The 24,600-nt window shown below is 61.7% G+C and carries 28 protein-coding genes; 16 read left to right on the top strand and 12 right to left on the bottom strand.

Features of this window, described 5'->3' with window-relative positions; genetic code table 11:
- Window positions 1-2 precede the first annotated feature (2 nt).
- Window positions 3-887, bottom strand: coding sequence for a PhzF family phenazine biosynthesis protein (locus HDE77_RS07340; protein WP_184416504.1), 885 nt, complete (start codon window positions 885-887; stop codon window positions 3-5).
- 182 nt (window positions 888-1,069) lie between these two features.
- Between HDE77_RS07340 and HDE77_RS07335 the strand changes: the two genes are divergently transcribed.
- From HDE77_RS07335 to HDE77_RS07320, 4 genes are all read left to right on the top strand, one after another.
- The gene (locus HDE77_RS07335; RefSeq protein WP_184416503.1) at window positions 1,070-1,678 is read left to right on the top strand and encodes a rhomboid family intramembrane serine protease; all 609 of its coding nucleotides are present in this window, start codon (window positions 1,070-1,072) and stop codon (window positions 1,676-1,678) included.
- Between the two features lie 135 nt (window positions 1,679-1,813).
- Window positions 1,814-2,485, top strand: coding sequence for a histone H1-like repetitive region-containing protein (locus HDE77_RS07330; RefSeq protein WP_184416502.1), 672 nt, complete (start codon window positions 1,814-1,816; stop codon window positions 2,483-2,485).
- Window positions 2,486-2,610: 125 nt separating this feature from the next.
- Window positions 2,611-2,973, top strand: a complete 363-nt coding sequence (locus tag HDE77_RS07325; RefSeq protein WP_184416501.1) for a hypothetical protein — start codon at window positions 2,611-2,613, stop codon at window positions 2,971-2,973.
- A gap of 129 nt (window positions 2,974-3,102) precedes the next feature.
- The gene (locus HDE77_RS07320) at window positions 3,103-4,140 is read left to right on the top strand and encodes an aminopeptidase (protein WP_343206078.1); all 1,038 of its coding nucleotides are present in this window, start codon (window positions 3,103-3,105) and stop codon (window positions 4,138-4,140) included.
- A gap of 26 nt (window positions 4,141-4,166) precedes the next feature.
- Here HDE77_RS07320 and HDE77_RS07315 read toward each other — a convergent pair whose 3' ends face one another.
- Entirely contained in the window at window positions 4,167-4,976 is an 810-nt protein-coding gene (locus HDE77_RS07315) for a cytochrome c (protein ID WP_184416499.1), read from the bottom strand.
- A 577-nt stretch (window positions 4,977-5,553) separates the two neighbouring features.
- Here HDE77_RS07315 and pncB point away from each other — a divergent pair.
- Window positions 5,554-6,738, top strand: a complete 1,185-nt coding sequence (gene pncB, locus HDE77_RS07310) for a nicotinate phosphoribosyltransferase (protein ID WP_184416498.1) — start codon at window positions 5,554-5,556, stop codon at window positions 6,736-6,738.
- A 20-nt stretch (window positions 6,739-6,758) separates the two neighbouring features.
- Here pncB and HDE77_RS07305 read toward each other — a convergent pair whose 3' ends face one another.
- The 3 genes from HDE77_RS07305 to HDE77_RS07295 form a co-directional block, all read right to left on the bottom strand.
- A complete protein-coding gene (locus HDE77_RS07305) occupies window positions 6,759-7,562 on the bottom strand; it encodes a MetQ/NlpA family ABC transporter substrate-binding protein (RefSeq protein WP_184416497.1) in 804 nt (267 codons plus the stop codon).
- Between the two features lie 74 nt (window positions 7,563-7,636).
- The gene (locus HDE77_RS07300) at window positions 7,637-8,323 is read right to left on the bottom strand and encodes a methionine ABC transporter permease (RefSeq protein ID WP_184416496.1); all 687 of its coding nucleotides are present in this window, start codon (window positions 8,321-8,323) and stop codon (window positions 7,637-7,639) included.
- Window positions 8,320-9,330, bottom strand: a complete 1,011-nt coding sequence (locus HDE77_RS07295) for a methionine ABC transporter ATP-binding protein (RefSeq protein ID WP_184416495.1) — start codon at window positions 9,328-9,330, stop codon at window positions 8,320-8,322. Before HDE77_RS07295 ends, HDE77_RS07300 begins: the two co-directional genes overlap by 4 nt.
- Window positions 9,331-9,436: 106 nt before the next feature.
- On the opposite strand from HDE77_RS07295, the gene HDE77_RS07290 reads away from it, so the two are divergent.
- A complete protein-coding gene (locus HDE77_RS07290; protein WP_184416494.1) occupies window positions 9,437-9,922 on the top strand; it encodes a glutathione peroxidase in 486 nt (161 codons plus the stop codon).
- A 37-nt stretch (window positions 9,923-9,959) separates the two neighbouring features.
- Here HDE77_RS07290 and dacB read toward each other — a convergent pair whose 3' ends face one another.
- The gene (gene dacB, locus HDE77_RS07285; protein ID WP_255482585.1) at window positions 9,960-11,585 is read right to left on the bottom strand and encodes a D-alanyl-D-alanine carboxypeptidase/D-alanyl-D-alanine-endopeptidase; all 1,626 of its coding nucleotides are present in this window, start codon (window positions 11,583-11,585) and stop codon (window positions 9,960-9,962) included.
- A 44-nt stretch (window positions 11,586-11,629) separates the two neighbouring features.
- On the opposite strand from dacB, the gene HDE77_RS07280 reads away from it, so the two are divergent.
- Window positions 11,630-12,112: a peptidylprolyl isomerase gene (locus tag HDE77_RS07280; protein WP_184416493.1), complete on the top strand. Its 483-nt coding sequence runs from the start codon at window positions 11,630-11,632 to the stop codon at window positions 12,110-12,112.
- An 81-nt stretch (window positions 12,113-12,193) separates the two neighbouring features.
- Here the strand turns inward: HDE77_RS07280 and HDE77_RS07275 are convergent, their stop codons facing one another.
- The gene (locus tag HDE77_RS07275) at window positions 12,194-13,285 is read right to left on the bottom strand and encodes a phospholipase A (RefSeq protein ID WP_184416675.1); all 1,092 of its coding nucleotides are present in this window, start codon (window positions 13,283-13,285) and stop codon (window positions 12,194-12,196) included.
- A gap of 100 nt (window positions 13,286-13,385) precedes the next feature.
- Entirely contained in the window at window positions 13,386-13,778 is a 393-nt protein-coding gene (locus HDE77_RS07270) for an EF-hand domain-containing protein (protein ID WP_184416492.1), read from the bottom strand.
- 172 nt (window positions 13,779-13,950) lie between these two features.
- On the opposite strand from HDE77_RS07270, the gene HDE77_RS07265 reads away from it, so the two are divergent.
- Complete coding sequence (locus tag HDE77_RS07265) at window positions 13,951-15,225, top strand: crosslink repair DNA glycosylase YcaQ family protein (RefSeq protein ID WP_255482584.1); 1,275 nt, start codon at window positions 13,951-13,953, stop codon at window positions 15,223-15,225.
- Between the two features lie 10 nt (window positions 15,226-15,235).
- On the opposite strand, the gene HDE77_RS07260 is transcribed toward HDE77_RS07265, so the two are convergent.
- A complete protein-coding gene (locus tag HDE77_RS07260; protein WP_255482583.1) occupies window positions 15,236-15,709 on the bottom strand; it encodes a hypothetical protein in 474 nt (157 codons plus the stop codon).
- Between the two features lie 384 nt (window positions 15,710-16,093).
- On the opposite strand from HDE77_RS07260, the gene HDE77_RS07255 reads away from it, so the two are divergent.
- From HDE77_RS07255 to HDE77_RS07230, 6 genes are all read left to right on the top strand, one after another.
- Window positions 16,094-16,303 carry a cold-shock protein gene (locus HDE77_RS07255; protein WP_184416491.1) on the top strand — a complete coding sequence of 70 codons (210 nt, stop codon included), beginning with the start codon at window positions 16,094-16,096 and terminating at the stop codon, window positions 16,301-16,303.
- A 268-nt stretch (window positions 16,304-16,571) separates the two neighbouring features.
- Window positions 16,572-16,781: a cold-shock protein gene (locus HDE77_RS07250; protein ID WP_184416490.1), complete on the top strand. Its 210-nt coding sequence runs from the start codon at window positions 16,572-16,574 to the stop codon at window positions 16,779-16,781.
- Window positions 16,782-16,947: 166 nt separating this feature from the next.
- The gene (locus HDE77_RS07245) at window positions 16,948-17,817 is read left to right on the top strand and encodes an alpha/beta fold hydrolase (RefSeq protein ID WP_343206071.1); all 870 of its coding nucleotides are present in this window, start codon (window positions 16,948-16,950) and stop codon (window positions 17,815-17,817) included.
- Window positions 17,818-17,871: 54 nt separating this feature from the next.
- Window positions 17,872-18,942 (top strand): NADH:flavin oxidoreductase/NADH oxidase, encoded by a 1,071-nt coding sequence (locus HDE77_RS07240; RefSeq protein WP_184416488.1) that lies wholly within the window; start codon window positions 17,872-17,874, stop codon window positions 18,940-18,942.
- Window positions 18,943-18,965: 23 nt separating this feature from the next.
- Window positions 18,966-19,838: a pirin family protein gene (locus HDE77_RS07235; RefSeq protein WP_184416487.1), complete on the top strand. Its 873-nt coding sequence runs from the start codon at window positions 18,966-18,968 to the stop codon at window positions 19,836-19,838.
- Between the two features lie 65 nt (window positions 19,839-19,903).
- Window positions 19,904-20,206 (top strand): DUF962 domain-containing protein, encoded by a 303-nt coding sequence (locus HDE77_RS07230; protein WP_184416486.1) that lies wholly within the window; start codon window positions 19,904-19,906, stop codon window positions 20,204-20,206.
- A 21-nt stretch (window positions 20,207-20,227) separates the two neighbouring features.
- On the opposite strand, the gene HDE77_RS07225 is transcribed toward HDE77_RS07230, so the two are convergent.
- Window positions 20,228-20,617, bottom strand: coding sequence for a cytochrome c (locus HDE77_RS07225; RefSeq protein ID WP_184416485.1), 390 nt, complete (start codon window positions 20,615-20,617; stop codon window positions 20,228-20,230).
- 155 nt (window positions 20,618-20,772) lie between these two features.
- Between HDE77_RS07225 and HDE77_RS07220 the strand changes: the two genes are divergently transcribed.
- Window positions 20,773-21,558 (top strand): tRNA threonylcarbamoyladenosine dehydratase, encoded by a 786-nt coding sequence (locus tag HDE77_RS07220; protein WP_184416484.1) that lies wholly within the window; start codon window positions 20,773-20,775, stop codon window positions 21,556-21,558.
- A gap of 207 nt (window positions 21,559-21,765) precedes the next feature.
- Here HDE77_RS07220 and phbB read toward each other — a convergent pair whose 3' ends face one another.
- Both phbB and gluQRS read right to left on the bottom strand, forming a co-directional pair.
- Window positions 21,766-22,506, bottom strand: a complete 741-nt coding sequence (phbB, locus tag HDE77_RS07215; protein ID WP_184416483.1) for an acetoacetyl-CoA reductase — start codon at window positions 22,504-22,506, stop codon at window positions 21,766-21,768.
- Between the two features lie 114 nt (window positions 22,507-22,620).
- On the bottom strand, window positions 22,621-23,487 hold the full coding sequence (gene gluQRS, locus HDE77_RS07210; RefSeq protein WP_184416482.1) for a tRNA glutamyl-Q(34) synthetase GluQRS: 867 nt from the start codon (window positions 23,485-23,487) through the stop codon (window positions 22,621-22,623).
- Between the two features lie 139 nt (window positions 23,488-23,626).
- Here gluQRS and htpX point away from each other — a divergent pair, with 139 nt between their 5' ends.
- Window positions 23,627-24,526: a protease HtpX gene (gene htpX / locus HDE77_RS07205; protein WP_184416481.1), complete on the top strand. Its 900-nt coding sequence runs from the start codon at window positions 23,627-23,629 to the stop codon at window positions 24,524-24,526.
- Window positions 24,527-24,600 lie beyond the last annotated feature (74 nt).

Raw genomic sequence — 24,600 nt, 5'->3', positions numbered from 1 at the left:
GTTCAGCCAAGTGGGCGCCAGTCCAGCGTGCCGTCGATCACGATATGGCTTCGCCCACCGGTCCACACCGCATCGCCTTCGATGCGCGCGATCAAGCGGGCGTCGTGGCCCATCTCGCGCCCCTGACTGACGTGGTAGCCATGGGCTAGTGCACCGTCCGGTTCGGCGCGGGCGATATAGGCGGCGATCAATCCGTTGGCAGCACCGGAGGCGGGATCCTCGACGATGCCAACGCCGGCCGGGAAGGCACGTACTACCAACTGATAGTCAGTGCCGGCGCTTCGTGCAAACACGCATAGACCCATGCTGTCGCTAGCCTGCGCCAACGCGCCGATCGCCTTATGGTCAGGCTTCCACGCGCGTAGGCTAGCCTCGTCCAAGACCTCGGCCAGCCACCAGCGGCGACCACCATCGACCAGGGCTGGCGGCAGCACGCCCAGGTCGATACCGGCGAGCGCCGCCGGTAGCATGGAGTGCGCGTCGAGGCCCGTTTTCACTACGCGCTCGCCGGGCGACTTCAACAAAAGTTCGCGGCTGGCGCCGCTGCCCTCCACGCGGATCGGCAGCACGCCAGCACCACACTCCTGCCATAACAGGCCATCGCGCGGCTCGGCAGTGCCGCATTCCAGCGCCGCATGCGCACTGCCAATGCTGGGGTGGCCGGCGAATGGGATCTCTTTGTGCGGGGTGAAGATACGCAGGCGATAGCTGGCTTTCGGATCGTTTGCAGGAAGCAGAAATGTGGTTTCGACCAGCGCTGTCCAGCGTGCGAAACGCTGCATTTCATCGGCGCTCCAGTCGGCGGCGCCGATCACCACGCCAAGGTGATTGCCACCGCCAAGGGTGGCGGCAAAAACATCCAGATGCAGGTAGCGAAGCGAAATCATGATATCCGTCAGGCGGCGATAGAACGGGCAAACTCACGCATGATAGTCACGCCGCGCCGTTCTGGGCAGTGGCCAATCCACTTCGGGGCTTGCAGCGAAGCGATGGGCCGCCCGGCAAAGTCGACAAGACAGCGCCCGGGCGCCAAGATGGCGAGCTTTGCTTACCCGTCGCGGAACCGTTCATGCCGATCACCCTGATCATCATCGCCATTACCTGCATCGTCTCGTTCATGGCATTCAAAAACAGCCGGCTGATGAATGACCTGATTCTTTGGCCGCCAGCGATCACCAAACAGCGCGAATACCATCGGCTGGTGACTTACGGACTGGTGCATGCGGATTTTGGACACCTGCTGTTCAACATGTTCACCCTGTATTTCTTTGGTCAGGAAATGGAAGGGTTTTTCGCTGCGCGGCTGGGCAATTTCGGTTTCGTGCTGTTCTATATCGGCGGTCTGGTGATTTCGATCCTGCCGACTTACCTGAAGAATCGCACTAACCCGAACTACCGCAGCCTCGGTGCATCCGGCGCGGTTTCGGCCGTGCTGTTTTCGTACATCCTGCTCGAGCCATGGCAGCGGATCATCGTGCTGGTGATACCGATGCCGGCGATCGTCTATGCACTGCTGTACACCGGCTACTCGATCTACATGGATCGGCGCGGGCAGGGCAACATCAACCACAGCGCGCATCTTTGGGGTGCCGCGTATGGCGTGGCATTCACGCTGTTGGTGGATCCGCGCGTGCTTCCGTATTTTCTAAGCGCGCTGTTGAATCCGGGCATCCGATAACTTGCGCGCTGAGATTCGTTACGCTTGCTTGAGCACTGCATCATGACGGATGCGTCACGCTGTTGATGATGATCTACGGTATCGAGGCGTGCATACTGGCCTCGATCCCCTTGATCACCGCAGGAGAACGAACGCATGGCTACGACCCGAAAGTCGGTTGCGAAGAAATCCACGGCAAAGAAAGCATCGGCTAAAAAAGCAGCTATCAGGAAAATGACGGCGCGAAGCACGACTGCGCCGCGCAAGGCCGCAGTCAAGAAGACTGCCGCTCCAAAGTCAGCAGCGAAGAAAGCGGTCGCAAAGAAACCCGCGGTGAAGAAGCCCACGCTGAAGAAAGCCGTGGCGAAGAAGGCTGCGGCCAAAAAATCTGCGGCCAAGCGCCCAGCCGGCAAAGAGTCGATCAGGAAAGTTGCTGGTAACGCAGCAAGCAAAGCGGCACTGAAAAAGGCCGTGCCGAAGACCGCTGCCGCCAGCAAAGCCCTGAAAAGGCCGGCGGCGAAGCCCACTTCAGTCAAGCCAGCGGGCAAGAAGGCCGCTAGCGGCAAAGTCAGTAGGCGTACACGGGCTGACGCACCGATCAAACACATCAGCCCGGCCGAGGCCGTGGCGCACATCCAGGCGGTGTTGGAAGCCAAGCAGGAACGCGTGCGGCAAGGGCCTAGCTGGCCGGGAGCCGCGCAGACCCCGAACGGTTCAGATGACGTCCATGCGGCCAATGCGACGACCAACAAAGGCTTGTCCAGTGAGGCTGCCTATGGCCACGCGCTGGCCCACGAGCGCGGCGAGCAACAGAAGCGCAAGGGCTGACATCACCGCTGGGCTGTCGGCACATGGCTGGCGGATAAACGAGCGATGGGTGACGCGCCGAAAACTCAGTACGCATTCAAGCGTCGTGTCTTAATGTAGGCCGTCACTCCCGCTGGAGACCGATCATGAAACGCCTGTTGGCCTGTCTTGTCCTGGTTGTCGCTGTCACGACGCTGTCGGGCTGTTACTACGACCCGGGCTACAGTTACGTGCGCAGTACCGGCTACAACGGTGATGTCTACTACGGCACAGGTTATTACGCCTCGCCCGGCTACTACCCCTATTACGGTTACGGTTATTACGGGCCGGGGTACGGCTATTACGGCTGCTGCGGATTTGGATTTTACGGCGGGTACTACGGCGGTGGCGGCTATTGGCGCGGGGGCCGCTGGTACGGCGGCGGTCGTGGTTATTACCACGGCGGCGGCGGTCATGCCGGACAAGGACATCCGGCGTCCAGTTCGCATGGCTCCATGGGCCATCACTAGCGCGGCAAGTGTTCGCGCGAGCCGTCTCGCCAGGACATGAACTGACAGCTGGGGCACAATCGTGGCATGCCCTCCTATCGGTTCGCAGAGTTGCTCACTTCGTTTCCAAGGCTCATCGCCATCTCGGCGGTGGGCCTTGTGCTTTGCGCCTGCAGCAGCGTGCGTTACTACGCGCAGGCGGCACACGGACAGAGTGAACTGGTATTTCGCCGGCGCGCAGTGAGCGCGATCGTCCAGGATCCAGCGACCAACCCAAGGCTGGCGGCACGGCTGCGACTGGCGCAGCAGGCGCGCGAGTTCGCATCGCAGCGATTGGGATTGCCGCACAATCGCAGTTACACCAGCTATGTCGATCTGCACCGGGAATATGTGGTGTGGAATGTGTTTGCCGCGCCACGCTATTCCGTAGACCCGGTGCTGTACTGTTTCCCGATTGCCGGCTGTGTAGCCTATCGTGGCTACTTCAACGAAGCGACCGCGAAAGCCGAGGTGGCGCGGCTGCAGCAGCACGGCTACGACGTCGAGATCGGCGGCGTGCCGGCCTATTCCACTCTCGGCTGGTTCGCCGACCCGATCCTCAGCAGCATGTTGCGCTGGGACGACGACGAGCTGGACAGCACGATCTTCCACGAGCTGTCACACCAGCTGATCTACGTGAAGGACGACACCGCGTTCAACGAATCCTTTGCCACGTTCGTGCAGGCCGAAGGCTTGCGCGAATGGCGGCAGTCACGTGGTTTGCCGGCTCAGGACGACCGCACGCAGGGGATGGATGCCGGATTCACCCGGCTCGTACTGGATCTGCGCGAGCGCCTGAAAACCCTGTATGCCAGCGGCTTGGGCGAGCCGGCGATGGAGGCGGGCAAGCAGAGCGAGATTGCGGCGTTTCGCCAGCAGTATCAGCTATGGCGTGATCGCGACTGGCCGCACGAACACGCCTACGACGCCTGGGTGGCTGCACCCATCAACAACGCGCGGCTGTTGCCGTTCGGTCTGTACGAACAGTGGACGCCTTCCTTCGGCGTGCTGTTCCAGCGTGCCGAGGGCAGCTGGCCGGCGTTTTATGCCAGCGTGCGGGCGCTGGCAAAATTGCCCAAGGCGAAGCGCGAGTTGCAGTTGCAGGCGCTGCTTGCGGACAGCCAGGCCAAGGCGACACTGGCTAATTAGCGGGACGGATCTCAGTAGGCGTTTTGTCAGTGCGCCGTTTTGTGTTTTGCCATGTATCCCAGATAGACCAGTACATTGTCGAGGTCGGCATCGGACAGCGCCCGCGCGTCGAATCCCTGCATCTTCGCCTGCGGCCATCGACGCAGTGACTGCGGGTCACGGATATACGCGCGCAGCAGTTCTGCGCTCAAGTATTCGGTAGGGTTGTGCGGGATGTTCAGGTCCGGCCCGAGCCGGGCATCACCTTCGCCATTGAGCGTGTGGCAGGCGAAACAAGTGCGCTGGAAGACGGCGAAGCCCCGTTGCACCTGGCTGCCTGCAGGCAATGACGAATCAGGCACGATCGCCGGGAATCGCTCGGCCACACCACTCAGCTGGCGAATCGTCGCCAGCTGGTACGGCCACTGTTCCGGGCTGATATGGCCGGCCTGCGGCTGCGTCCACACCAGGTAAAACGGCCCGGCGCTGCCGTGGTTCTCGGTCAGCGTGGGCCATGGCTGCGCCGGATCCTCGATTGCCAGCCAGGCCTGGGCACCATGTGTGTTGAGCAAGGGCGTGCTGTCGATCTCGGCGGCAAAACCGTCCGCCGCGACGAACTGCAGATGTTCGCCCGGCTTCAGCCCGACCAGCAGTGACCGCAGCGGCACGGCGCGATAGTGCATGCTGCGTTTGAACGCCACGTCGGCAGGAATCGTGATGTCGCGTACGTCGGCGCGCGCCAGCAGCTGTGAGCTGCTGTAGGTTTGCGCACCGTGTCCCAGATCGACAGTCAGTTCCGCCGCCATCGTCGGCAGCACAACGCAAAGAGCCAGCAGGCACAGGCAAAGAAACTTCATGGCGTGCTCCGGTTTAATTGTGAGGGAATTGTATGGGCAGCCATGACGTGTCACATCGAGCAACCCGCGATTCATGCGTCAGTTTCAAGCTGTGGCGAATTGACGCATGTCCAGGCTCGTCGAGCCGATCGAGCTGTCATTGCGCAGGCTGGCGGCTTGTGAAGCTAGCCTGTCGCCAAGCTGAACAGCTTCGACCTACACCTTGAACTCACATCGTCGCGACCACACTAACCACTCGTATCGCCGTGAGGCGACCGGAAGTGGTGCAGCAAGATCGCGTCACTGAGGGGCCGGCTTTTCCCTCCCCCGGGAAGCCGCCCGACAAACCTCATGGGTCCTCCCCTGGCCCATGAGGTTTTTTTTTGCGCGCTGCAGTGCCGCGTCCACAATTGTTTCGTGCGAAGGTTCCGCCTCAGCTTCGCAACGACTCCTGTAGCGTGGGTTGGGGTGAGCGCAGCGAAGCCCAACGAACATGCACGAAAGACGTTGGGCTTCGCTGCGCTCACCCCAACCTACGATACTTGGCTCTTGGCGTGCCCCGTTTTTCACCTGCATCCTTTTACCCATTGAGCGACTGATGATCATCGACTCACTGCTCGATACCGACCTGTACAAGTTTTCGATGATGCAGGTGGTGCTTCATCAGTACCCTGCCGCGCAGGTCGAGTATCGCTTCAGGTGCCGCAATCCCGGCATCGACCTGGTGCCGTATATCGAGGAGGTTCGTGCCGAGCTGGCTGCGCTGTGCCGCCTGCGTTTTACGGTGGACGAGCTCGATTACCTGCGTAGCTGGCGTTTCATCAAGAGCGACTTCGTCGATTTTCTCGGCTTGTTTCAGCTCAACCAGAAATACGTGGAAATCACGCCTTCCGCGGCGGACAACGGCGAGATCGAGATCCGCATTCGCGGACCCTGGCTACACACGATCCTTTTCGAGGTGCCGTTGCTGGCGATCGTCAATGAGGTGTATTTCCGGCACATCGGCGCGGACTTCGATCTGACCGAGGGGCGTCAACGGCTGCGCGAGAAGATCGCGCTGTTGCGCGATACGCCGGGCTACGCCGGCTGCCGGATTGCCGACTACGGTACGCGCCGGCGGTATTCGCGCGTGTGGCAGCAGGAGGTGGTGACCACGCTGCAACAGGGCCTGGGCTCGCAACTCGCCGGTACCAGCAACGTGTGGCTGGCGCGCAAGCTCGGCCTGACCCCACTCGGCACGCTGGCCCACGAATACCTGCAGGCACATCAGGCGCTGGGCCCGCGGCTGCGCGACTCTCAGGTGGCGGCGCTGGAGGCGTGGGCGAAGGAATATCGCGGCGATCTTGGCATCGCGTTGTCCGACGTCTACGGACTCAACGCGTTCCTGCGCGATTTCGACATGTACTTCTGCAAGCTGTTTGATGGCACCCGGCACGATTCCGGCGACCCGTTCGAGTGGGGCGATAAAGTGCTGGCGCATTATCAGGCGAATCGGGTCGATCCACGCAGCAAGATCCTGGTGTTCAGCGATGGTCTCGACATTCCGAAAGTGATGCAGCTGTATGCCCACTTCCGTGATCGCTGCCTGCTCGCGTTCGGCGTCGGCACCAACCTCACCAATGATGTCGGGCTGACGCCGTTGCAAATTGTGATCAAGATGGTCCGCTGCAATGGCCAGCCGGTCGCCAAGCTCAGCGACTCGCCGGGCAAGAACATGTGCGAGGACGAGGCTTACGTGGCTTATTTGCGCCAGGTATTCGAGATTCCCGCCACGCAGGGCTGAGTAGAGAGCGCTTACCGGACTCAGAACGCCGGCAGCACCGCGCCCTGGTACTTCTGCTCGATGAAGGCCTTGATCTCGGGGCTGTTGAGCGCTTTGGCCAGCTTCTGCACGCGCGGATCGTTCTGGTTATCTGGCCGGCCGACCAGGTAGTTCACGTACGGCGAGTTCTTGTCTTCGATCAGCAACGCGTCCTTGGTTGGATTCAAGCCGGCGGCCAGCGCATAGTTGGTGTTGATCAGCGCCAGGTCCACTTCGTCCAGCGTGCGCGGCAGCATGGCGGCTTCCAGCTGACGAAATTGCAGATGCTTCGGGTTCGCGGTGATGTCCTTCAACGTGGACATTTCGTTGGTGGGATCCTTCAATGAGATCAGCCCGTGTTTGGCCAGTAGCAGCAACGCGCGGCTGTTGTTGCTGGGGTCGTTCGGGATAGTGACGCTGGCGCCATCCGGTAACTGGTCGATGCTTTTGTATTTGCGCGAATACGCACCGAATGGCTCGATGTGCACGCCGGTGATGACGACCAGGTTTGTGCCGTGCTCGCGATTGAAAGCATCCAGATAGGGCTTGGTCTGGAAGTAGTTGAGGTCGACACTTTTTTCGACCACCTGTGAGTTCGGCTGCACATAGTCGGCGAATACCTTGACCTGCAGATCGACACCTTCCTTCGCCAGTAACGGCTTCACCTGCTTGAGGATCTCGGCGTGCGGAATCGCGGTGGCGGCCACGGTAAGCGTTTGCGTGCCGTTGTCAGCAGCACCGTTGCCGGGGGCGGAGCAGCCGACCAGCAGGAGCAGGGCGGCGAGTGGGGCGAGCAGTCGGTTCATGACGGCAAATCTTGTGCGGCGCACAAGAATAGCCGTCTATACCGCCAAATGCAAAGTGTTGGCAACCAAGCCGTTCAGCGTCGGCTGTAGCGCGCCACAATGCGATCGCCGAGCATTTGCAGCAGTTGCACCAACACGATCAACAGCGCCACGGTAACCAGCATGTAGTCAGACTTGTAGCTGAGGTACCCGTAGCGATAGGCCAGGTCGCCCAGTCCGCCGGAGCCGATCGCGCCACCCATCGCGGTGTAGCCGACCAGCGCGATCGCCGTTACGGTTATACCGGCAAATAGGCCGCCGCGTGCCTCGGGTAGAAGCACATGACGCACGATCTGCCACAGGCTGGCACCCATCGCCTGGCTGGCCTCGATCACCCCTTGCTCGACCTCGCGCAGTGCGGTTTCCACCAGTCTTGCGAAGAATGGCGCAGCGCCGATCACCAGCGGCGGGATCGCCCCACGGATGCCGAGCTTCGTGCCTACCAGGAAATAGGTCACCGGCATCAATACGATCATCAGGATGATGAATGGCACCGAGCGCAGAATGTTCACCAGCAGCGAGGTGATGGCATATAGCTTGGGCATCGGGCGCAATTGGCCCTTGCCGGTGAGATACAGCAGCACGCCCAGCGGAAGGCCGATCAATCCAGTGAGCAACAACGAGCCACCGAGCATCAGCAGCGTGTCAATGCAGGCGCGACCGATCTCGCCCCAGTCGTCGATATTCGGGAACAGCGTTTGCAGGATCGGTGTGCTGCTCATCGGTTCAATTCCTCGATTTCGATGCCGGCTTCGCGCAAGGCGACCAGCGCGGCATCCACCCGTTCGCCCTGCATTGCCAGGGTGAGCTGGCCGTAAGGCAGGTGCTTGATGCGGTCGATACGCCCGGCCAGGATGTTGAAATCGATGCCGGTTTCACGTGCCACGCGACCCAGTGTCGGCGTCAGGGTGGTGTCACCGCGAAAGCTGAGCCGCAGAAGGCGTCCCTGCACTTGCGAGAATGCGGTCTGTTCACCAGCCGTTTCCTCCGGCAAGGCTTCATTGACGAAGCGTTTCGTGGTGGCGTGCTGCGGGTGCAAAAAGACATCGACCACCGTGCCGCTTTCCACGATCACGCCAGCGTCCAGTACCGCCACGCGGTCACAGACGCGACGCACGACATCCATTTCGTGAGTGATCAGCACGATGGTGAGTTTCAGTTCACGGTTGATCTCGGCCAGCAACTCCAGCACGGAGGCGGTGGTCTGCGGATCGAGCGCGCTGGTCGCCTCGTCGCAAAGCAGGATCGATGGGCGATTGGCGAGCGCGCGGGCAATACCGACGCGCTGCTTCTGACCGCCAGAGAGTTGCGAGGGATACTTGTCGGCGTGCGCAGTCAGGCCTACCCGTGCCAGCAGTTCGTTGACGCGATCTCGCAGGGTTGCGGCGTTGCGTTCGCCGGCCAGTCGCATGGGGAACGCGACGTTGTCGGCTACGGTCTGTGAGGCAAGCAGGTTGAAGTGCTGGAAGATCATGCCGATACGTCGGCGCTGTTCGCGTAGTGCCGGTTCCGCCAGCGCAGTCATCTCGATGTCGCCAACCAGAATCTTGCCGCCGCTGGGGCGTTCGAGCAGATTGATCAGCCGTATAAGCGTCGATTTGCCAGCGCCGGACAGGCCGATGATGCCGAACACCTCGCCGTCGGCAATGTCGAGGCTGAAAGGCTGCAGCGCGGGGATGTCCCGGCGGTCGACTCGGTAGGATTTGTGGACATCGACAAAGCGGATCACGGCGAATCTCAGCCTGTGCGCGAAAACGCCATTCTATGCCACAGGCGTCACGGACGATGGCGTAGACTGGCTGGATGGGATTTCCCACCAGTCGGAGCTTTAGCTCATGTCCAGCGTCTACGATTTCAGTGCCAACGATATTGACGGCAACCAGCGCTCGCTCGCCGAATGGCGAGGCAAGACGCTGTTGATCGTCAATGTCGCTTCCAAGTGCGGTTTCACCCCGCAGTACAAGGGGCTGGAAACGCTGTGGCAGGATCAGCGCGATCGCGGACTGGTCGTGCTGGGTTTTCCTTGTGACCAGTTCGGTCATCAGGAACCCGGCAGTGCTGAGGAGATCAAGACTTTCTGCAGCACCCACTTCGATGTGACGTTTCCGATGTTCGCCAAGATCGAGGTGAATGGCGAGCATGCCGATCCGCTCTACCAATGGCTGAAGAGCGAAGGCAAGGGCATCCTCGGCAGTGAGTCGATCAAGTGGAACTTCACCAAGTTTCTGGTCGATGAAAATGGCCAGGTGGTGAAGCGCTACGCGCCCACCGATACGCCGGAGAAGATCGCCAAGGACACGTTGGCTCGACTGGTCGGCTGAGCCGGCCACGCGAACGTTGTGTGGGCAGAGGCCGCGCTCAACCGCGGCCGCGAAAGGCCGCCAGCAGCACCGCAATGGCGTCCACTTCGCTGCTGGCGCGTGGCCCGTCCGCTGGCGGCTCGTAGTTGTTGAGCATGATCGCGAACGCCAGGCGCTCGCCGGCGGCGGTGGTGACATAGCCGGCGAGGCAGTGCACGTACTCCATGCTGCCGGTCTTTGCGTGTACGTTGTTTTCAGCCGCCGTATGGCGCATGCGCCCGATCAGGGTGCCGTCCACGCCAGCGATCGGAAGTGAGTCATAGAGCGGCGTGGCATACGGTTGTGCAGCCAGATACCCGAGCAAGTGCACCAGCGCGTCAGGCGTGGCGAGGTCGCGGCGCGATAGCCCCGTGCCTTCGGTGATCATGCTGGTTGATGGTGAAATCCCGATCTGCGACAGCAACTGCTGCAGCGCCTTGATGCCCCACTGCTCGGTACTCGTGAATTGGCCTGACGTGGGCGAGTTAGGTACCGCCTGCTCATGTGCGCCGACGCTCAACAGCAGATTCTGCAGATAGAGATTCTGCGAGCGCTTCAGGCCGCTCTGAAGGATATCCAGCAGTGGCGGCGACAACACTTCGGCCAGTGTGTCGGCATGTGCAAGCAGCGCCGCATCGTCGTGTGGCCAGTGCAAAGCCTGCAGCTTGCCGCTGACGTTGATGCCGTGGCGCACCAATGCCTGTTGCAACTGCGCACCCGCCAGCAGGGCCGGATCCGGCACCGCCAGTTTGAAATGCTGCGATGGCGTATTGGCAGGGATGGTACCGAACACGTACAACGTGTTTTCACCCGGCGCTCGATAGAGGTTGATGTCGCTTTGCGTGCGCGGCAGCGTTGTCGTCAATTGGCCGAGCAAGGGTGGCTTCGCATCGACCGGGTCAAAGTTGAGTCTGGCCGGTAGACCTGCCGTTGTCCCTGGATCAACCGTCAAGTCGACGATGTTCTCCTGCACGCTCAATGCAGAGGAGGGCACCGCAAACCAGCTTTGCAGATCGCCGGCCTCCCAGCCGGAACCGAATGAAGGGCCGGCGAAGTAACCATCATCGGCAATCAGGTCGCCATGCACTGAACGCACGCCACGTGCCACCAGCTGGCTGGCCAGTTGATCCGCCCAGTCAACGCTGGTGGCGGTACCCAGGGTCGGATCGCCCATGCCGTAGAGGACCAGTGGGCCATTCAGGCGCCCATGGCGGATGTCACCATTGGCAAGCACGCGGGTCGGGATCCGATAAGCCGCGCCCAACGTGTTCATGCTCAGCGCGGCGGTAAACAACTTGGCGGTAGATGCGGGTTGCAGCAGCTGGTCGGCATGGTGGGTATAAAGCGTGCGGCCGCTGTCGAGCGAGATCACCGCAATACCCCAGCTCGCTTGCGCAAATCGGTGCTGACCGATCTGCGCATCAATCTGTGTTGCCAGCGCCGCCGCCGTGGTGGCACCGGAAACCGGGGATGCCTCCTGCGCGACAGCCAGCGGCGCAGCAAATAGCCATGCACAGGCCAGCAAATACGCGGAAAAACGGCGATGGAAACGGCTTTGCGGCTGGCTCATGGCGACAGTATCGCGAATCCTGCCGCCCGCTGCAGCGGGGAGGTCAAGACGGTTCTGGTAAACTTCAACGTCCATGTCGGCACCTGGCCGGCGGACCTAAACCTATTCGTGAGACGCTCATGCAGATTGCCCAGAACTCCGTTGCTGCTTTCCATTACACGTTGACCGACGACCAAGGTCAGGTCATCGACAGCTCCGAAGGCCGCGAGCCGCTGACCTATCTGCATGGCAGTGGGCAGATCGTGCCTGGCCTGGAAAAGCAGATGGAAGGCCGCAAAAGTGGCGACAAGTTCACCGCGGATGTGGCGCCTGAAGATGGCTACGGTGTCCATCACGCCGAGTTGATGCAGGAAGTGCCGAAAGAAGCATTCCAGGGTGTCGAGGACATCCAGCCCGGCATGCAGTTCCAGGGTCGTGGCCCGCAGGGTGAAATCAACGTCACCGTGACCAAGGTCGAAGACGGCAAGGTGTTCATCGACGGCAACCATCCGTTGGCCGGACAGACCCTGCATTTCGCCATCGAAGTGACGAATGTGCGCGCCGCTACCGAGGAGGAACTCGAGCACGGGCATGTGCATGGCGAGGGTGGTCATCACCACTGATGGCACTCGGGTTTTGACGGTGATCTGACAAAACGAAGGCCCGGTGACGATCAAGTCACCGGGCCTTCGCCGTTTACGGGTTCAATACCAGTCGAGCAGCGATATGCCCAGGCCGACGTAGGTGGCGTTGTGGTTGTAGTCGATCAGGCTCTCGCCATAGCCTTTGAACACTTCCATATAACCACGCAGATTGCCGATCAGCGGGTAGCTCCAGGTGAACTGGGCAGCGCCGTGGTTTTCGTTGCCGCCACGGAATGAATCGCGCAGCATCAGGCCGAATTCCTGACCATGCCATTCGCGGATGATCTGCATGTCGCCGCGGCCGACGTAATTGCTGATATCAGGATTGTTGTCGTTCGCCCGCGACTCCGGAATACGCCACCAGGGGCGGAACATCACGGTCCAGTCGCCACGCTCGAATCCAACATCGGCGATAACCCGGTTCCAGCTGCGCGAGAGTGGGTCGGATTGTCCGTTGGACTGGTGGTCAACGCCGATGCCGAGCAGCCGTCCATCCCAGCCGAACACCTGATAGTGGGTGTTGAACATCAGGATCGCGTCGGGCTCGTAGTCAGTCTCGCGGAAAGGTCGCGAGGCCTCGGTGTTGTAGAGCTGCCAGTGCGAGTCCTGAGTGTAGCCCACCCACAGATCGCCGGCGTCGCCGAACACGCCCTGCCACACCTTGGTCTTCAGGCTGAGCTGGAAGGTTGCTTCCACGTTGTCCAGTTGCTGGGGGGTGGTCACCGTGTTGACAGGATTGGGGCTGTGCGGCTCGTCGTTTTGATTGCTGGTGGCGAACACCGGCATGACGTAGACCGGTTTGTAGCCACGCACATTGAACGTGCCGAGTTTGCTTTCCGGCGAAAGCTCCCAGCGACTATCCAGTAGCGACAGCGGCTTCGCTACCTCGTTGTTGGCTTCGACGGCGCCCGATGTGGCGCTCTTGTCGCGGCTGAAAACATTTGAACTGTTCTCTTGCTCATGGGTACGCTTCTGCGCTGTCGGCAAGTTGACCCGGCCGGTGGCTTTGTCGTAACAGGCCAGTCGTTGCGCGTCACTCTCAATCCCCGCGCAGGCGCGGATGTCGGTGGGGTTGGGATTCTGAGCATGGCCTGGCGCAGCAAGCAGGCTGGCGGCCAACGCCAGAGGCGCCGCAAAGTAGCAGCGCTTCATCGAGTTAACGGTCTGAATGAACATCATGGCAGGATCAGGCCCCGCAACAAAAAGCCGGCCACAAGCCTACGCGTGGCCGGCCCGGCAGGCCTGGCAAGTGCTACTGCTGCGGCAGCTTTGTCCAGCGCTCGTATTCGGACTTGCTGATCTTCCCGTCGCGGTTGGTGTCGGCGTGAATGAAGTCATTGGCCAGTGGCGGATACGCGACGGCCTGTTCCTCTGTGATCGACTTGCTACCGCCCGACAACTGTTCGAACGGTGGCGCCGGTCCGATGACCGGCTTTGGCGGTGGCACACTCGCTACGGTCGTCTGGCCCTGTGTCGTCTGGGCAGACGGAGCCTGGCCAACAGCTGCATCAGCGGCAGTCGACGCTGGCGCCGGCATGGCTTGCGGCGGCGGTGGCGGTGGCGGCGCGTCCTGGGCAATCAGGGTGCCTGCGAACATCAGCACGCCGGCGGTTATTGCGGACAACATTGGCTTGCGAGATTTCATCATTGATACTCCATGCCAGAAAAGTTTGTGCGGACAACCGGATCGAATCGGACGGAATCACTCCGGAAGGCAGTTTTTCGAAACCGGCTGTCAGATGCGATATGACGCTAACAGAGGATTTGTAAATGCCGGCTCAACATCATGGCCATAAAACTGTGAAGGCCCTGTGTCGTTGAGCGAGGCTTCAGCAAATGGTCGCAAGTTGAGCCTGACCCAGGCGCGCCTGTTGCAGCTGGCTGCGCAGGGCCTGTTGCAACCCTTGCGGCGACGACCGCGACATGGCGATATCGTAAGCACGATCGAACGCATGCGATTGCTGCAGATCGACACCATCCATGTCGTCGCGCGCAGCCCCTATCTGGTGCTGCACTCACGCCTGGGTCACTACCCGATGGCTTGGCTCGACGAAGCGCTGGCGCAGGGGCGACTTGCCGAATGCTGGGCGCATGAGGCCTGCTTTATCAGCGCGAGCGATATCGGGTTGCATCGTGGCGGGCATGGTCAGCGCATGCATCACTGGGCGCACCGCAACGCTGCACGAATGCATCTCGAGCAACGCGCAGACATGGATGCCCTGCTGGCCGGCATTCGCGTCTCCGGACCGGTGCGCGCGGCAGACTTTGCGCGTACCCCTGGCGACGACGGTCCGGGAAAAACAGGATGGTGGGAATGGAAGCCCGAGAAACGCTGGCTGGAAGCCTGGTTTGCGTTGGGCGAGTTGATGGTGACGCGACGCGAGCGTTTCCAACGGGTTTATGACCTGGCCGAAAACGTGCTGGCCCGACTCGATCCACCGTTGGACCCCCAAGCCCTTGCGCTGTCTGCAGAAGCCTTGCGGCAGCGCTGCATCGTCAACAGCGTGCGTGCCCTGGGAGTGACTCCGGCGGCCTGGATTGCCGATTACTATCGTTTGAAACCCGCGGTGACCGACCGGGAACTGGCGCCGTTACTGGCCGCTGGCGAGCTGCAGGCGATACCGGTGCAGGGCTGGGAGACGCCGGGCTACGTGCACCGTGATCATGCCGATTTGCTGGGCAAGGCGCTGCGTGGCCGCCTGCGTGCCACGCATACCACGCTGCTGTCACCGTTCGATCCGCTGGTGTGGGATCGTGCCAGGGTCCGGGCAATGTTCGATTTCGAATACACCATCGAATGCTATACGCCGGCGGCGCGCCGGCGCTTTGGCTACTTCGTGCTGCCGATACTTCATCGCGGTCGGCTGGTGGGTCGACTGGACGCCAAGGCGCATCGAAGCGAGGGCGTATTCGAGATCAAGGCACTGTTTCTGGAGCCGGGGGTGGAACCCGAGCCATCCCTGGTCGATGCGCTGGCCATGGCGATTGCCGGCACCGCTCGCTGGCACGACACACCGAAAATCAAGCTCGGGCGCACGCAGCCAGCGGGATTGGCCAAAGCACTACGCGCGCAGTGGCGCGCGCAGACCTGAGTGACGGCTCTCAGTGTGCGCTGCTCGCCGGTGCTGGGCCTTGTGCGCAGGACTTGCCATGCAGGGCCTCGCGCAATTGACTGGCCAACGAATTGCAACGGGCCGCCAGTTGTGGGCGAATGTCCGGATTTTCCGAATCGAGCAGCAGGCTGGTGCGCATGGCCTGATAACGTGCCGGTAATTGGTCCGGCGAGAAAATCGCCGCTGCCTGGTGGCAGGCCATATAGCTGGCTAGATAATCGTCACAGACAGGAATGCCGGTACGCTCGGGCAGGTCGACATCCTCGACCGTGATGTGGCCGTTGGCGGGCGTTGCATGATGTTGATGGTGGGTGCCGGCTGTGGCCGGGGACGTGGTGGTACCGGTAACAGCAGTTGCGGATATCGGTGGGGTCGCCGCTTTCGGCGCGGGCTGGTGGGCGCAGCCGACCAGCAGGCCGGTAATTATTGTGGCCAGGGTCAGACGGGACAGGGCAGGCATCATGTGGCTCTCCTAAACGGGCGACCGCGTGACTGAACCGGGACGGGACTGGAAAGCGGCATCCTGGCAATAGTGGCCGGGATTTGCCCACACTAGACGAGGTTGGACGTAAATAGAATCTGAATTTTCCCTCTCCGCTTAAAAAAGCGGTGAAAATCGGCTTATTCGGTCCCGGTGGGTGCAATCTCGCATCTACTCCGTTCTGACGTTATGATTCTTCCACTGTGTTTGCCGGGGTCACCAGAGTTATGTGGCCCGATGCAGCTGATCCGCGATCTGCCTCATCGTTCACCCTAGGGTTGTTTCCTTGCACACCAGTAAGCCGGCCACGCCTTTAAGCCGTGTATGCAGGCGATTCGAGTCTATAAACCTGTGGAGTGATTCAAGATGTCAGATCGTCAGATCGGTACCGTCAAGTGGTTCAACGACGCCAAGGGCTTCGGTTTCATCAGCCGTGACAACGGCCCGGACGTATTCGTGCATTTCCGCGCGATTACCGGTGGCGGCTTCAAGAGTCTGCAGGAAGGCCAGCAGGTCTCCTTCAAGGTTGTGCAGGGTCAGAAGGGCCTGCAGGCCGACGAAGTGACCCCGGCCTGACGCGTATCACGCCGTACCTGTGTCACCAGAAACCGGGCAGCGATGCCCGGTTTTTTCGTGGCCCGATAATGAAGGCCATAAACTACTTGACAAATCACTTGTTTGTCTGAAATCCGTTATGCTTGGGTTACTGCGTCTGCTTGGCTACGTGCGTGCCCGGTATGGATTTCCTGAATCCGCATCGTTACACCCCACCCAGCAAGCCCAGTAAGCCGTCGGCCCGTTGGGGCCGGTTTGTCTCAGCGTCTGGAATGGATCGGAGTGAGTCATGTCGGATCGTGAAGTAGGTACAGTCAAGTGGTTCAACGACGCCAAGGGTTTCGGTTTCATCAGCCGGGAGAGTGGCCCTGACGTGTTTGTGCATTTCCGTGCCATCAGTGGTTCGGGTTTCAAGAGCTTGCAGGAAGGCCAGAAAGTCAGCTTCAAAGTTGTCGATGGCCAGAAGGGCTTGCAGGCCGAAGACGTCACGGCAGCTTGATCGTCGTGAATGAATCGGAGAGAGGCCGGCGCAAGCCGGCCTCTTTCTATGCATGGCCGCGCACGTGATGGCGGCGGCACGTTAGTCTGTCGAAATGTCAAATCTTTTTGCGGAAAATGCGGGTTCTCAAACGCTGTCGATTATCGCCAGACCGGTCGAGCAAACGGTGCTTCCGGTTTCGAGCGGAGACGGTTCACGCATTGAATTGCTGTGTATCCACCCTGCTTCCGAGTGGCAGCGCCTGTTGTATTGGCTGCCGGCCATGGGCATGCCGGCCAGGCATTATCTGCCACTCGCCGAGGCACTGGCTGCGCGGGGCGTGGCGGTGGTTATACATGAATGGCGCGGAATCGGTTCCAGTAATCGTCGTGCCGGTCGCCATTGCAATTGGGGCTATCGTGAATTGCTGGAAGACGACTTGCCGGCCGCGTTGTCGGCAGTACGCGCGCGCTGGCCGCAGGCGGCGTGTTGGCTGGGGGGTCACAGCCTTGGCGGCCAGCTGAGCTCGCTGTATGCCGGCCTGCACCCGCTTGAGTGTGCCGGCCTGGTGCTGGTGGCCAGCGGTTCGCCTTACTGGCGACGCTATCGATATGGCTGGTTGCTCAGTGCTGCCTTTTCCGCCGCCCCGGTGTTGGCCGGCCTGCTGGGTTATCTGCCTGGACGCCGGATCGGCTTTGGCGGTAACGAAGCGCGTGGAGTCATCACCGATTGGGCGCGCAGCGGCCGCACCGGGCGTTACGCAGCGGCCGGGATGCAACAGGATTTCGAACACCAGCTTGCGTCGCTGAAGCTGCCCTTGCTGGCGCTGCGTCTGGCTGATGACTGGCTGGGACCGTCGCCCTCGCTTGACTGGCTGCTCGGCAAGATGCCTCAAGCGCATGGCACCTTGGATGTGATCACGTCGCAGGATCTGGCCGGCCTGCCGGCCGATCATTTCGGCTGGATGAAAACCCCGCAGCCAATCGCCGAGCGCATCGCGGACTGGATCCTCGCATGGGACACGACCTTACGGGCTCACAGCAAACCGATTGCTTGATACTGTGAGGATATGGCTGCATGTAGCCAGATTGATGTCTTGCCGGACGGCCCGATGAATCTGTTTGAACCCTTCTCTCAGCGCAGCCTCACTTTGCGCAACCGTCTGGTGGTGTCGCCGATGTGTCAGTACTCGGCTACGGATGGACTGCCCGAGGACTGGCATCTGGTGCATCTGGGCAGTCGGGCGGTGGGCGGTGCGGCGGCGGTGATCGCCGAGGCCACCGCGGTATCCGCGCAGGGGCGCATTTCGCTTGGCGACACCGGCTTGTGGAATGAGACCCAGCTGGAGGCATGGCGACCGATCGTGCGCTTCATCAAGTCACATGGCGCGATTGCCGGCGTGCAACTGGCGCACGCCGGGCGCAAGTCCAGCGCCCTGCGGCCGTGGGAAGGGCAAGGTCCGCTACCGGTCGGGCACCAGGATTGGCTGACTGTTGCGCCCTCGGCATTGCCGTTCGACAAGGGCTGGCATACGCCTGAGGCTCTCGACGAGGCCGGCATCCAGGGCGTGATTGCGGATTTTCGGGCTGCCGCGCAGCGTGCTTTGGCGGCCGGCTTCGAGCTGGTCGAGTTGCACGCGGCGCATGGCTATCTGTTGCATCAATTCCTGTCGCCGCTGAGCAACCAGCGCAGCGACCGTTACGGCGGCAGTTTTGAAAATCGCAGCCGCCTCGTATGCGAAGTGATCACGGCCGTGCGGGAAGTGTGGCCGGTCGAGCTTCCCCTATGGCTGCGTATCTCGGCCACCGATTGGGCCGACCATGAGGGCGGCTGGGATATCGAGCAGAGCGTGCAGCTTGCCAAACTGGTGAAAGCGCTGGGCGTGGATTTGATCGACGTCTCCAGCGGTGGGCTGGTGCCGCACGTCAAGATTCCGCTGGGTCCGGGTTATCAGGTGCCGTTTGCGGCGCGCATTCGACGCGAAGCGGAGGTGGCCACGGGTGCGGTAGGCCTGATCACCGAAGCGGAACAGGCGGCGGACATCGTCGCCGAGGGCGAGGCGGACGTCGTGTTGATGGCTCGCGAAAGCCTGCGGGATCCTTATTTTCCGCGCCGTGCGGCGCAGCTGCTGGGTGCGCAACTCGGCGCACCGAACCAGTACCTGCGTGCCTGGCATAGCTGACGACAGACCATGAGGAACGTGTGATGGAAGCCAACCCGACCCTGATCGAAGGTCGCCTGCATGACCTCGGCGATGGTTTCACGGTACGCCGGATGCTGCCGGTGCTGCAGGCGCGCCACGTGGGCCCGTTCGTGTTCTTCGATCACATGGGGCCGGCCGTATTTGCCGCCGGCAACGGCATGGATGTGCGGCCGCACCCCCACATCGGGCTGGCCACGGTGACCTGGCTGTTCGACGGCATGATCCGTCACCGCGACAGCCTGGGCAGTGTCGCCGACATCCAGCCCGGCGAAGTGAACTGGATGACGGCCGGGCGCGGCATCGTGCACTCGGAACGCACACCGCCGGATCAACGTCGCGATGGGCAGACGTTGCATGGGGTGCAGATCTGGGTCGCGTTACCGCAAGTCGATGAAGAGATCGCACCGGAGTTTCACCATCATGACCGTGCGGCGCTGCCCAGAATTCGCCAACCAGGGGTGGATGCGGTGCTGATTGTGGGCAATGCGTATGGCGAGCATTCGCCGGTCAAGGTGTTTGCCCCGATGTTCTTGCTGGAAGCACAACTGGATGCCGGTGCCGAGCTGGCATGGCCGCAGGATCATGTCGAGCGCGGCATCCACGTCGTGGAGGGCAAGGTCGGTTGGGGGGAGTTGGAAATCGGTGCTGCGCAAATGGCCGTGCAGGCGGGGCCATCGGCTTCGCCATTGCGCGCAAGCGAGGCCAGCCGGGTGCTGCTGTTTGGTGGCGCGCCGATGGATGGCGAGCGGCACCTGTGGTGGAACTTCGTCTCCAGCACGCGCGAGCGCATCGAGCAGGCCAAAACCGACTGGCAGGCGCAGCGGTTCGCCAAGGTGCCGGGTGACGAAATCGAATTCATTCCATTGCCGGTATAAGTTCCTTGTCTGCAACTTCCGTCCCGGGATCACCTTGACTGGGCTGCCAGCCCTCGGAGTGGCACATGTCCGGCTTCACCCGTTTTGGCGAGTTCTATCCCTACTATCTGAGCGAACACAGCAACCGCATCTGTCGTCGTCTGCACTTTATCGGCAGCAGCCTGGTGCTCGCAGTGGTCGTGCTGGTATTGCTGACGGGCCAGCTGCGCTGGCTGTGGCTGATGCCACTGGTCGGTTACGGTTGCGCATGGATAGGCCATTACGTGTTCGAGAAGAATCGTCCGGCCACGTTCAAGCATCCGCTGTACAGCCTGCTCGGCGACTGGGTGATGTACGGGCAGATGCTGCGCGGGAAAGTGAGTTTTTAAGCGAGGTGTTTTGCGGATGGCTCAGCGGTATTTCTGATGGCAGCTTTTGCAGGTTTCGCCAATCGGCTTGATCGCCGCCGCCAGCGCTGTGCAATCGGCGGGAGCAGCCTGCAACGCTTGCCGCACGCGAGTTTGCAACTGCCCCGCAGCATCGCTGAATGGCTGTTCTGCGATATCGAATACCGGCACGATGTCGGTCGCGGTCGACTGCAGCCGCTCCAGATGGCGCTGATTGCTGGTCGCGTCGCAATGCCCGGCTTTCAGCGCATGGCTCAGTTGGCCCATGTGATAGTCCATCGTCGTCATCACCGCTTTCGGCATGGGATTGCGCGCGTTCAATGCGTTCACGACGTTGACTGTGCCAATCACGCCGATCACCAGTCCGAGCAGGATCAAGAGGGCAACGCGCATCGATTCGGCTCCGCGGGTGGTCGGCAAGTTCGGCAGGATAACCCGTGTCCGTACTTCCATCCATGTGGTCGCGATAAAATGACCACCACACCGCAACAGGGCAGGCCAGTGACACGCACAGAAAAGATGGGATACACACTCGGCTGCCTACCAGCATGAGTACGGTGGATTTTCCGGCAGAACGCTTTCAGGGAGTGGAACGCCTGTATGGCACCGGCAGCGTGGCTGCCTTCGCGCGCGCGCACGTCTGCGTGATTGGCGTCGGTGGTGTGGGTTCATGGGCCGCCGAGGCATTGGCGCGTAGCGGCATCGGCAGGCTCACCTTGATCGACGCCGATGAGGTCTGCGTGTCCAATACCAACCGCCAGTTGCATGCGCTGGATGGTGAGTTCGGCAAGTCCAAGGTCGGCGTGATGGCGGCACGCGCCCATGCGATCAACCCGGCAATCAGGCTGGAGGCGATCGAGCGCTTCCTTACGCCATCCACGCTGGACGAGTTGCTCGATCGCGGCTACGACGTGGTGCTGGATGCCTGCGACGCTTTCCGGGTAAAGCTCGAGACCATCGCCTGGTGTCGTCGCCGCAAGTTGCCGATCGTCAGCGTCGGTTCGGCCGGCGGGCGCACCGACCCGACCCAGATTCGCGTACGCGACCTGTCGCGCACGGAGCACGATGCGATGTTCAGCCTGATCCGCAAGAAGCTCCGAACGGACTTCAACTTTCCGCGCAATCCCGACCGTTACTTCGGCGTATCAGCCGTCTATTCACTGCAGAACGTGCAGTACCCACAACCCGATGGCACGGTAAGCGGCAACCGCCCGCCCGGCGGCGAAGCATTGAATCTCGCCTGCGGCGGCGGCCTGGGCGCGGCAACCCATGTCACCGGTGCATTCGCATTCGCAGCCGTCGGCAAGGTGCTGGAAAAGCTGCTGCAACCCTAACCCCACTACAACCGTAACCTCGCTGCGACCGTGACCCTTCTCCCCTTCGGGGAGAAGATGCCCGAAGGGCAGATGAGGGGCGGGTGCTCGCGGGGAAGCAGAACGAAGCGTGCTCCGATGCGGCTACAGCCGGACGTGGCCCCTCACCCCAACCCTCTCCCCGGAGGGGAGAGGGGGCTAAAAGCCCAGAGGGAAAGGGGATTAGGGTCACCAGCCCATGTAATGCCCGCCATTGATCGCCAGGTTCGCACCGGTGATCCAGCCGGCCTGCTCGCCGGTGAGAAACGCCACGGCATGGGCGATTTCATCTGGCCTGCCGAGGCGGCCGACCGGGATCTGCGCCACGATCTTCTCGCGTACTTCTTCGGGTACGGCCATCACCATGTCGGTGCCCACATAACCCGGTGAGACGGTGTTCACGGTGATGCCGAACTTCGCGTTCTCCTGTGCCAGCGAGATGGTGAAACCGTGCATGCCGGCCTTGGCGGCAGCGTAGTTGGCCTGGCCGTACTGGCCTTTCTGGCCGTTGATCGAGCTGATCTGCACAATGCGGCCCCACTTGCGTGCGCGCATGCCCTCGATCACCGGACGGGTGACATTGAAGCAGGCGTTCAAGTTGGTGTTCACCACGTCCATCCACTGCACGTAATTCATCTTGTGGAAGGTCGTATCGCGGGTGATGCCTGCGTTGTTCACCAGGATCTCCACCGGGCCGCACTTGCTCTCGATCTCGCTCATCATCGCTTCGCAGGCGACCGGCTCGCACACGTCACCCTGCACCATGCACACCTTGATGCCTTCGCTGGCCAGTGCCTGTCGCCATGCCTCGGCCTTGGCTTCGTCGCGATAGTTGGTGACAACCCGATGCCCCTGGCCGGCCAGGTAGCGAATGATTGCGGTGCCGATGCCGCCGGTGCCGCCTGTGACCAATGCCGTGCGCTGAGTCATATCCTTGGATCTCCTGTGAGCTGAAACAGAGGGCTGTTGTATACCGGTTTCGTGGCAAAGTCATTGCCGCAATCCGCAGTCACGACGAGCGGTGTACCTATGCTTTATAGCGTTTCAGGCGGCAGAGTAACCGCTGCAATGCGGCAAAAATGCAGGTTCAAAACCCGCCAGAGCCTGCGCCAGCAAATCATGCACGTCGGTCGCGGAGGCCGGCAGTGGCAGCTGGAGGAAGGCCAGCGCCCGGCGCAGCGCCGATAGCGGGTCGGCTGAATCGACCGGATGCGCTTGCCCGGATTTCGACAGCTTCACCCCATGGGCATCCAGAGCCAGCGGCAGATGCAGATAGCGTGGTGTCGGCAGGCCGAGGCAGCGCTGCAGCCAGATCTGCCGCGCGGTGGAATCGATCAGGTCGTTGCCGCGCACGACCTCGGTGATGCCCTGAAACGCGTCGTCCACCACGCAGGCCAGCTGGTAGGAATAGAAGCCCTCGACCCGGCGTATCACGAAATCGCCTGCACTCTCGCGCAGGTTCTGGCGTTGTGGGCCTTGCAGGACATCGTCGAACGTCACCTCGATATCCGGTACGCGCAGACGCCATGCCGGTGGGCGATCCGAGGCTTTGGCGGCCACGCACCGCCCATCGCGGTGCATGTCCCCGTTGGCGGCCATGTCGCTACGGCTGCACCAGCAGGGAAACAGCTGGTCAGTCACCTGCAGTTGTGTGAAGGCGGCCTCATAGGCGGCGATGCGCTGCGATTGGAACAGCGTCGGCGCATCGGCGACGAGGCCAAACGCAGGCAGTGCGGCGAGGATGCTGGCGGCTGAACCGGCGACTTCGCGTGGCGGGTCGATATCCTCCATCCGAACCAGCCATTGCCCTGCGGCATGTCGCGCGCGCAGCCAACTGCCCACGGCAGCCACCAGCGAGCCGAAATGCAATTGTCCGGTGGGCGAGGGGGCGAAGCGGCCGCGGTAGGTCATCGTCGCATTTTAGGGCAGAGCCCGCTGAATTGATGACGACCCCAGGTGCGCCGCGGACCTTGAAAGCGCAGGCTCACGCCCCGACCCTTCACGAGCGGCCACGCCGCGCCCCCTTCATGACTGCCAGAGAGAGACGCCCATGCGTCGCATCGCATTATTCATCGGTACCAACCTCGCTGTCCTGTTGTTGCTGAGCATCGTCTGCCACCTGTTCGGCATCGACCAGATGGCGGCCAGCCGTGGTTACGGCGGCATGGGCGGTCTGCTCGCGTTCGCCGCCGTGTTCGGCATGGGCGGTGCGTTCATTTCGCTGGCCATATCCAAGTGGATGGCCAAAATGTCGACGGGCGCGCGCGTGATCACGCAGCCCCAGAACGAAACCGAGCGCTGGCTGCTGGACACCGTGCGCCGCCACGCGCAGAACGCCGGCATCGGCATGCCGGAGGTGGCGATCTACGACGCACCGGAAATGAACGCGTTTGCCACCGGCATGACGAAGAACAGTTCACTGGTAGCGGTGAGCTCGGGCCTGTTGCAGCAGATGGATCGCGAGCAGATCACGGCTGTGCTGGGTCATGAAATCGGTCACGTCGCGAATGGCGACATGGTCACGTTGACCCTGATCCAGGGCGTATTGAACACGCTGGTGATTCTCGCTGCGCGCATTGTCGGACGCCTGGTGGATAATTGGATGTCCGGTGGTCGTGACAGCCGCGATGGCGGTGGCATCGGCTATTTTGTGGTGGTGATGGTGCTGCAACTGGTGTTTGGCCTGTTCGCCTCGATGATCGTGGCGGCATTCTCGCGCTGGCGCGAGTTTCGTGCCGATGCGGCAGGCGCGAAGTTCGCCGGCACCGGCGCGATGATCTCCGCGCTGCAGCGCCTGCAGGCCAACCACGGCGAAAGCACCTTGCCCAAGACGATCGCCGCTTTTGGCATCGCCGGTCCGCTGGCCGATGGCATCAAGGGCCTGTTGATGAGTCACCCACCACTGGACGAGCGCATCGCCGCGCTGCGCAACCCTTCGGCGCCACACTGAATTCTTTGCCGTCGTCCCGGGCAGATTCGGGATGGCGAGTCAGAGCAAACATCAATACAAATGGAAGTCCAACT

It is taken from the genome of Rhodanobacter sp. MP7CTX1, assembly GCF_014205795.1.
Lineage (GTDB): Bacteria > Pseudomonadota > Gammaproteobacteria > Xanthomonadales > Rhodanobacteraceae > Rhodanobacter.
This window is presented reverse-complemented; position numbering and strand designations above follow the sequence as displayed.

Excerpts from the sequence above, each read along its gene's own strand:
- HDE77_RS07225 (WP_184416485.1), bottom strand. The coding sequence starts at position 20,617 with ATGCGCGTTGCCCTCTTGATCCTGCTCGGACTGGTGATCGGCGTGATT.
- HDE77_RS07300 (WP_184416496.1), bottom strand. The coding sequence starts at position 8,323 with ATGAGCAGCACACCGATCCTGCAAACGCTGTTCCCGAATATCGACGAC.
- dacB (WP_255482585.1), bottom strand. The coding sequence starts at position 11,585 with ATGGACGTTGAAGTTTACCAGAACCGTCTTGACCTCCCCGCTGCAGCG.
- HDE77_RS07305 (WP_184416497.1), bottom strand. The coding sequence starts at position 7,562 with ATGAACCGACTGCTCGCCCCACTCGCCGCCCTGCTCCTGCTGGTCGGC.
- gluQRS (WP_184416482.1), bottom strand. The coding sequence starts at position 23,487 with ATGACCTACCGCGGCCGCTTCGCCCCCTCGCCCACCGGACAATTGCAT.
- HDE77_RS07275 (WP_184416675.1), bottom strand. The coding sequence starts at position 13,285 with ATGAAGCGCTGCTACTTTGCGGCGCCTCTGGCGTTGGCCGCCAGCCTG.
- HDE77_RS07315 (WP_184416499.1), bottom strand. The coding sequence starts at position 4,976 with ATGAAGTTTCTTTGCCTGTGCCTGCTGGCTCTTTGCGTTGTGCTGCCG.
- pncB (WP_184416498.1), top strand. The coding sequence starts at position 5,554 with ATGATCATCGACTCACTGCTCGATACCGACCTGTACAAGTTTTCGATG.
- HDE77_RS07280 (WP_184416493.1), top strand. The coding sequence starts at position 11,630 with ATGCAGATTGCCCAGAACTCCGTTGCTGCTTTCCATTACACGTTGACC.
- HDE77_RS07290 (WP_184416494.1), top strand. The coding sequence starts at position 9,437 with ATGTCCAGCGTCTACGATTTCAGTGCCAACGATATTGACGGCAACCAG.
- HDE77_RS07325 (WP_184416501.1), top strand. The coding sequence starts at position 2,611 with ATGAAACGCCTGTTGGCCTGTCTTGTCCTGGTTGTCGCTGTCACGACG.
- HDE77_RS07335 (WP_184416503.1), top strand. The coding sequence starts at position 1,070 with ATGCCGATCACCCTGATCATCATCGCCATTACCTGCATCGTCTCGTTC.
- HDE77_RS07235 (WP_184416487.1), top strand. The coding sequence starts at position 18,966 with ATGGAAGCCAACCCGACCCTGATCGAAGGTCGCCTGCATGACCTCGGC.
- htpX (WP_184416481.1), top strand. The coding sequence starts at position 23,627 with ATGCGTCGCATCGCATTATTCATCGGTACCAACCTCGCTGTCCTGTTG.
- HDE77_RS07270 (WP_184416492.1), bottom strand. The coding sequence starts at position 13,778 with ATGAAATCTCGCAAGCCAATGTTGTCCGCAATAACCGCCGGCGTGCTG.
- HDE77_RS07330 (WP_184416502.1), top strand. The coding sequence starts at position 1,814 with ATGGCTACGACCCGAAAGTCGGTTGCGAAGAAATCCACGGCAAAGAAA.
- HDE77_RS07220 (WP_184416484.1), top strand. The coding sequence starts at position 20,773 with ATGAGTACGGTGGATTTTCCGGCAGAACGCTTTCAGGGAGTGGAACGC.
- HDE77_RS07230 (WP_184416486.1), top strand. The coding sequence starts at position 19,904 with ATGTCCGGCTTCACCCGTTTTGGCGAGTTCTATCCCTACTATCTGAGC.
- HDE77_RS07255 (WP_184416491.1), top strand. The coding sequence starts at position 16,094 with ATGTCAGATCGTCAGATCGGTACCGTCAAGTGGTTCAACGACGCCAAG.
- HDE77_RS07250 (WP_184416490.1), top strand. The coding sequence starts at position 16,572 with ATGTCGGATCGTGAAGTAGGTACAGTCAAGTGGTTCAACGACGCCAAG.
- phbB (WP_184416483.1), bottom strand. The coding sequence starts at position 22,506 with ATGACTCAGCGCACGGCATTGGTCACAGGCGGCACCGGCGGCATCGGC.
- HDE77_RS07260 (WP_255482583.1), bottom strand. The coding sequence starts at position 15,709 with ATGATGCCTGCCCTGTCCCGTCTGACCCTGGCCACAATAATTACCGGC.
- HDE77_RS07340 (WP_184416504.1), bottom strand. The coding sequence starts at position 887 with ATGATTTCGCTTCGCTACCTGCATCTGGATGTTTTTGCCGCCACCCTT.
- HDE77_RS07240 (WP_184416488.1), top strand. The coding sequence starts at position 17,872 with ATGAATCTGTTTGAACCCTTCTCTCAGCGCAGCCTCACTTTGCGCAAC.